This is a genomic window from Massilia sp. DD77 (genome assembly GCF_036961685.1).
In the GTDB taxonomy this organism is placed as follows: Bacteria; Pseudomonadota; Gammaproteobacteria; order Burkholderiales; family Burkholderiaceae_D; genus Telluria.
This window is the reverse complement of record NZ_JBAMDH010000077.1, coordinates 1-7027: the sequence shown is the minus strand read 5'-3', so window position 1 is coordinate 7027 and position 7027 is coordinate 1. Positions and strand designations below refer to the sequence as shown.

5 protein-coding genes are annotated in these 7027 nt (G+C 65.2%); 4 read left to right on the top strand and 1 reads right to left on the bottom strand.

Going from position 1 to position 7027, the window contains the following annotated elements:
• Window positions 1-236: 236 nt before the first annotated feature.
• Complete coding sequence (locus V7778_RS24820; RefSeq protein WP_335560277.1) at window positions 237-2438, top strand: prolyl oligopeptidase family serine peptidase; 2202 nt, start codon at window positions 237-239, stop codon at window positions 2436-2438.
• Window positions 2439-2606: 168 nt separating this feature from the next.
• Here the strand turns inward: V7778_RS24820 and V7778_RS24815 are convergent, their stop codons facing one another.
• Complete coding sequence (locus V7778_RS24815; protein WP_335560275.1) at window positions 2607-3182, bottom strand: helix-turn-helix domain-containing protein; 576 nt, start codon at window positions 3180-3182, stop codon at window positions 2607-2609.
• A 173-nt stretch (window positions 3183-3355) separates the two neighbouring features.
• Here V7778_RS24815 and V7778_RS24810 point away from each other — a divergent pair, with 173 nt between their 5' ends.
• The 3 genes from V7778_RS24810 to V7778_RS24800 are packed head-to-tail and all read left to right on the top strand — an operon-like array spanning window position 3356 to window position 6977.
• Entirely contained in the window at window positions 3356-4561 is a 1206-nt protein-coding gene (locus V7778_RS24810) for a glycine C-acetyltransferase (protein WP_335560272.1), read from the top strand.
• Between the two features lie 22 nt (window positions 4562-4583).
• Complete coding sequence (locus V7778_RS24805) at window positions 4584-5540, top strand: NAD-dependent epimerase/dehydratase family protein (protein WP_335560270.1); 957 nt, start codon at window positions 4584-4586, stop codon at window positions 5538-5540.
• Window positions 5541-5588: 48 nt separating this feature from the next.
• A complete protein-coding gene (locus tag V7778_RS24800) occupies window positions 5589-6977 on the top strand; it encodes an L-serine ammonia-lyase (protein WP_335560268.1) in 1389 nt (462 codons plus the stop codon).
• Window positions 6978-7027: the final 50 nt, after the last annotated feature.

Sequence of the window (7027 nt, the reverse complement as noted above, 5' to 3'; positions counted from 1 at the left end):
GGGCCGGTGCGCGGGCAGGAGCAGGCGCGTGGTGGCGGGCATGGCATCGTGCATGGCCGCGCGTACGGTGCCGGCCGGAGTGTCGCACGGGGGCGCGCACAGGGGCGCGACCCGCGGCGTATGGACGCCGCATAGGGAGCGTGGCCGGGGTAGCCCGGCGGTATCCATGCCCGGCGTTTCGCGCTATGATGCCCCTCGGCATATGCCAACCCCGCTCACCTCCGACAGAGAACAATATGCAACTGAGACACGCTACGCTCGCCGCCATGCTGGCCGCCGCGTTCGGTGCGCAACCTGCACTCGCACAATCTGCGCCTGCAGCATCCTGCGCCGCTACCGGCCCTTCCTTGACCTACCCGGACTCCAGGAAGACCGACCAGCTCGACAACTACCACGGCACCACGGTCGCCGATCCCTACCGCTGGCTCGAGGACGCGAACAGCGCCGAGACCAAATCCTGGGTCGAGGCCCAGAACAAGGTGACCCAGGCCTACCTGGCGCAGATCCCGCAGCGCGAGGCGATCCGCCAGCGCCTGACCCAGCTGTGGAACTACGAGCGCTACAGCGTACCGGAGCAGGAGGGCGGCCGCTATTTCTACACCCGCAACGACGGCCTGCAGAACCAGTCGGTGCTGTACACGCTCAAGAAGCTCGGCGACACGCCGCGCGTGCTGCTCGACCCGAACACCCTGGCCGCGGACGGCACCGTGGCCCTGGCCGGCGCGGAAGTCAGCCCGGACGGCAAACTGCTGGCCTACAGCATCGCGGCTTCCGGCTCGGACTGGAACGAGATCAAGGTACGCGACATCGCGACCGGCAAGGACCTCGACGACCACGTCAAATGGGTCAAGTTCTCGAACACCGCCTGGACCAAGGACGGCAAGGGCTTCTTCTACAGCCGCTACGACGAGCCGAAGGAAGCCACCAAGCTGGCCGACGTGAACTACTTCCAGAAGCTCTACTTCCACCGCATCGGCACCCCGCAGAGCGCCGACATCCTGGTCTACGACCGTCCGGACCAGAAGGAATGGGGCTTCGGCGGACAGACCACGGACGACGGCCGCTACCTGGTGATCACCACTACCAAGGGCACCGCGCCGAAATACCGCATCTCCTACAAGGACCTGTCCAAGCCCGACAGCAAGGTGGTCGACCTGATCGACAACTTCGACGCCGGCTACGACTTCATCGACAACGTCGGCAGCGTGTTCTACTTCAGCACCGACCGCAACGCGCCGCGCAAGCGCATCGTCGCCATCGACGTGAGCAAGCCGCTCGAAACCAACTGGAAAGAGGTCGTCGCCGAATCCGCCGACACCCTGGTGGGCGCCGACATCATCAACCACCAGCTGGTGCTCGAATACCTGAAGGACGCGCGCAGCGTCGTGCGCGTGGTCGACCTGAAGGGCAAGGCCGTGCGCGAGATCGCCCTGCCGGGCATCGGCTCGGTGGGCGGCCTGCAAGGGAAGAAGGGCGATACCGAGACCTTCTTCTCCTTCACCGGCTATACCACCCCGACCACGATCTACCGCCTGAACCTGAAGGACGGCAAGAGCAGCGTGTTCCGCCAGCCGAAGGTCGCCTTCAACCCGGCCGACTACGAAACCCGCCAGCAGTTCTACACCAGCCGCGACGGCACCAAGGTGCCGATGTTCATCGTGTCGAAGAAGGGCCTCAAGATGGACGGCTCGAACCCGACCTACCTGTACGGCTACGGCGGCTTCAACATCTCGCTGACCCCGGCCTTCTCGCCGGCCAACCTGGCCTGGATGGAAATGGGCGGCGTCTACGTGGTGGCCAACCTGCGCGGCGGCGGCGAATACGGCGAAGCCTGGCACCAGGCAGGCACCAAGCTGCACAAGCAGAACGTATTCGACGACTTCATCGGCGCGGCCGAATGGCTGGTGGCGAACAAGCTCACCTCGCCGGCAAAGCTGGCGATCGGCGGCGGCTCGAACGGCGGCCTGCTGGTGGGCGCCGCGATGACCCAGCGTCCGGAACTGTTCGGCGCCGCGATTCCGGCCGTGGGCGTGATGGACATGCTGCGCTTCCACAAGTTCACCATCGGCTGGGCCTGGACCTCGGACTACGGCTCGTCGGAGAACCCGGACGAGTTCAAGGCCCTGGTCAAGTACTCGCCGCTGCACAACCTGAAGGCCGGCACCTGCTATCCGGCCACCATGGTCACCACGGCCGATCACGACGACCGCGTGGTGCCGGCGCACAGCTTCAAGTACGCCGCCGCGGCCCAGGCCGCGCAGGCGGGCGCCGCGCCGATCCTGATCCGCATCGATACCAAGGCGGGCCATGGCGCGGGCAAGCCGACCACCAAGCAGATCGAGGAAGTGGCCGACCGCTGGGGCTTCCTGTCGCGCGAGCTGAAGATGGGTGAGCTGAAGACGGGAGACGCAGCGAAGGCAGTGGGCGGTTCGCACTAGGCCCGAGCGTCGTGTCGACATGAAAACGGCTGCCGGAGCGATCCGGCAGCCGTTTTTTCATTCTTTCGTAGGGTTGGCGGCGTCGCCGCCGACGCGTTCAAGGAGCGCCGGAACCGCCACGGTCTACCAGAGTCCGGTATCAGCGCGTCCGCGGGAAACCCGCCGACCCTACCGGTGCACGACAACCAGCAAGGCCTTGGCCTCGGTCTTCCCCGCATTGCGGATCACATGATCCTGGTCCGCCGGATACCGCGCCGTGCCCCCGTGCCGGATCTTCTTTTTCTCGTCACCCACCTCGAGTTCGACGGACCCGATCACCACGCTCAGGTGCTCGCTGGTCCCCGGATCATGCGCCTGCGAGGCCAGCGCCCCACCGGGCGCCAGGGTCAGCTCATACCATTCATACTTGCCGGCCAGGTCCATCGGACCGAGGATGCGCAGCGAATAGCCGGCATGCGCGCCGGGCAGGGTGGGGATCTCGTGGGCGTCCACCACCCGGATCAGCTCCGTCGGGCGCACTTCGGACGACAGCAATTCGCTAATCTGTACGCCCAGGGCGTTTGCCAGGCGCCATGTGATGGCGATCGTCGGGTTGGCTTTCTCGCGTTCGATCTGGGACAGCATCGACTTGGACACGCCCGCGATGCGCGACAAATCCTCCAGGGTGAGGCCGCGTGCGAGGCGCAGGCGCTGTAGCGTGGCGCCAACTTCTGGCGGAGCGTTGTTTGCTAGACTTTTATTCATTGCCTATGGAAGTGTTACTTCGAGCTGTAGCTTGCCAAGTTCATTGGCCGAGGGTAAGATTCAATATATTGAATTTTCGTTCGACATAAAGAACCACGTTTTCTGAATCGAACGAGTCAACGGTACAACATTCGCCAACAACCGGTCAAGCCGGACTACCAGGAGAGCAGCACATGAGCGATCAAGCCTTTTACAGCACCCTCCAGCAAAAACTCGACACGCTGAAAACCGAGGGCCTGTTCAAGCCGGAGCGGGTGCTGGCTTCGCGCCAGGGCGCCGAAGTCATCGCCCAGGACGGCCGCAGCCTGATCAACATGTGCGCGAATAACTACCTGGGCCTGTCTGGCGATCCGGAAACCCAGAAGGCCGCCGCGGCCGCGCTCGAACAATACGGCTACGGCCTGTCCTCGGTGCGCTTCATCTGCGGCACCCAGACCGTGCACAAGGAACTCGAGCAAAAGCTCTCCGCCTTCCTCGGCACCGAGGACACCATCCTGTACGCGGCCGCCTTCGACGCCAACGGCGGCGTGTTCGAGCCCCTGTTCGACGAGAACGACGCGATCATCTCCGACGCCCTGAACCACGCCTCGATCATCGACGGGGTTCGCCTGTGCAAGGCGGCGCGCTACCGCTACGCCAACAACGACATGGCCGACCTGGAAAAACAGCTGGTCGCGGCCACCGAGGCGGGCAAGCGCCACAAGATCATCGTCACCGACGGCGTGTTCTCGATGGACGGCACCATCGCCCAGCTGGACAAGATCGTCGAGCTGGCCGAGAAATACGGCGCCCTGACCATGATCGACGAATCGCACGCATCGGGCTTCATGGGCAAGACCGGCCGCGGCACCCACGAGCACTGCGGTGTGATCGGCAAGATCGACATCATCACCGGCACCCTGGGCAAGGCCCTGGGCGGCGCCATGGGCGGCTTCACCTCGGGCCGCAAGGAAGTCATCGAGACCCTGCGCCAGAAGTCGCGCCCCTACCTGTTCTCGAACACCCTGGCGCCGATGATCGCCGGCGCCTCGCTGGCGGTGCTGGACCGCATCAGCAAGTCGACCGAGCTGCGCGACCGCCTGCACGAGAACACCGCCTACTTCCGCAAGGAGATCGAGCGGATCGGCTTCACCATCAAGCCGGGCACCCACCCGGTGGTGCCGGTGATGCTGTTCGACGCCCCGGTGGCCCAGAAATTCGCCGCCCGCATGTTCGAACTGGGCGTGCTGCTGTCCGGCTTCTTCTACCCGGTGGTGCCGATGGGCCAGGCGCGCGTGCGCGTGCAGCTCTCGGCCGCGCATACCCGCGAGCAGCTCGACAAGGTGCTGGCCGCCTTCGAACAGGCCGGCCGCGAGCTGGGCATCATCAAGAGCAACTAATCAGAGCAAAGATCGGAACAACATGGAACGCATCCTCATCATCGGCGCCAACGGCCAGATCGGTAGTGAACTCGTCACCGCCCTGGCGGAGCAGCACGGCCAGAACAATGTGATCGCCTCGGACATCGGCGCGAACAACGTCTACGGCGCGGCGCGCTACACCCAGCTCGACGTGCTGGACAAGGCGCGCCTGGCGCAGCTGATCGACAGCGAAGGCATCACCCAGGTCTACCAGCTGGCGGCGCTGCTGTCGGCCACCGGAGAAAAGGCGCCGCTGAAGGCATGGACCCTGAACATGGACGGCCTTCTGAACATCCTCGAGGTCGCGCGTGAACGCGGCGAAGCGGGCAAGCCGCTGAAGATCTTCTGGCCTTCGTCGATCGCGGCCTTCGGCCCGAACACCCCTGCCGAGAACACCGCCCAGTACACGGTGATGGACCCGACCACGATCTACGGCATCAGCAAGCTGGCCGGCGAGCGCCTGTGCGAGTACTACCACAGCAAGTACGGCGTGGACGTGCGCAGCATCCGCTACCCGGGCATCATCAGCTTCAAGTCGCCTCCGGGCGGCGGCACCACAGACTATGCGATCGCGATCTTCCACTCGGCGCTCAAGGGCGAGACCTATGAATGCTTCCTGGGTCCGGAAACCACGCTGCCGATGATCTACATGCCGGACGCGATCCGCGCCACCATCGAACTGATGGACGCCGCGCCCGAGAAAGTGGCGATCCGCTCCTCGTACAACGTCGCCGGCGTGTCCTTCAACCCGCGCGAACTGTCGGCCGCCATCAAGAAGGCGCTGCCGGAGTTCGAGATCGCCTATAAGCCGGACAGCCGCCAGCAGATCGCCGACTCCTGGCCGAAGAGCCTGGACGACAGCCGCGCCCGTAGCGACTGGGGCTGGAAAGCCCGCATCGGCGTCGAGGAAATGGTCGCCGACATGCTGAAGAACATCGACGTCGGCGTCAGCGCCTGAATGTCCTTTTCACCATAATTATAAAAAACTGAATAGTCGAGACAACAGATGGACATGAGTGTATTTGATCTGTTCAAGATCGGTATCGGACCGTCGAGCTCCCACACGGTGGGCCCGATGGCGGCCGGGCGCCGCTTCCTGCTGGAGTGCGGTGCGCTGGACGAAGCGGTGGGCGTCGAAGCCCATCTCTACGGTTCGCTGGCGCTGACCGGCGTCGGCCACGCGACCGACAAGGCGGTGATCCTGGGCCTGATGGGCGAAACCCCGCAGGACATCGATCCCGACACGGTCGAGGACAAGCTGGCCGAGGCCGAGCTGGACGGCGTCATCAAACTGCTGGGCACGAAGGAAGTCCCGTTCCGCTATGCCACGGGCCTGGTCTGGCACAAGGCCTCGACCCTCCCCGAGCACCCGAACGGCATGAAGTTCGTGCTCAAGCTGCGTGACGGCAGCGTCATCGAACGCATTTATTACTCCGTGGGCGGCGGCTTCATCACCGCGGCCGGCGAAAGCCAGGCGCGCGCCGCGGAAGCGCCGGCGGCCAGCGTGCCTTTCCCCTTCAGCACCATGGCGGACCTGCTGGCGCACGGCCGGCAGCATGGCCTGAGCATCCCGCACATGCTGCGCGCGAACGAGCTGTCGCGGATCAGCGAGGCCGAGCTCGACGCGGGCCTGGACCGCATCTGGCAGGTGATGCGCGACTGTATCGCCCACGGCCTGGTGACCGAAGGCCAGCTTCCGGGCGGCCTCAATGTGAAGCGCCGCGCCGCCAAGCTGTGGAAACAAGCCCACTGCGTCGAGGGCAAGCGCGTCAACGAACTGCCGCACGACGCCACCCACCACGTGACCCTGTACGCGATGGCGGTGAACGAGGAGAACGCGGCCGGCGGGCGCGTGGTGACTGCGCCGACCAACGGCGCGGCCGGCATCATCCCGGCGGTGCTGCGCTACTACGCCGAAGATTGCCGTCCGAGCGATCCGGCGCGCGGCATCCGCGATTTCCTGCTGACGTCCGCCGCGATCGGCATGCTGTGCAAGAAGAACGCCTCGATCTCCGGCGCCGAAGTAGGCTGCCAGGGCGAAGTCGGCGTGGCCTGCGCCATGGCGGCGGCCGGCCTGGTGGCGGCCCTGGGCGGATCCAACGAACGCATCGAGAACGCGGCCGAAATCGGCATCGAGCACCACCTGGGCATGACCTGCGACCCGATCGGCGGCCTGGTGCAGATTCCCTGCATCGAGCGCAACGGCATGGGCGCGATCAAGGCGATCACCGCGGCCTCGCTGGCCATGAAGGGCGACGGCACCCACTTCGTCAGCCTGGACAACGTCATCGAGACGATGCGGCAGACGGGGGCGGATATGCAGGTGAAGTACAAGGAGACGTCGCTGGGTGGGCTGGCGGTGCATGTGGTGACTGTCAATCACGCGGCTTGCTGAGGCGCTGACGGCTGATCAAGCAAACTTGGGTCCCCGCGAAGGTGCACTGT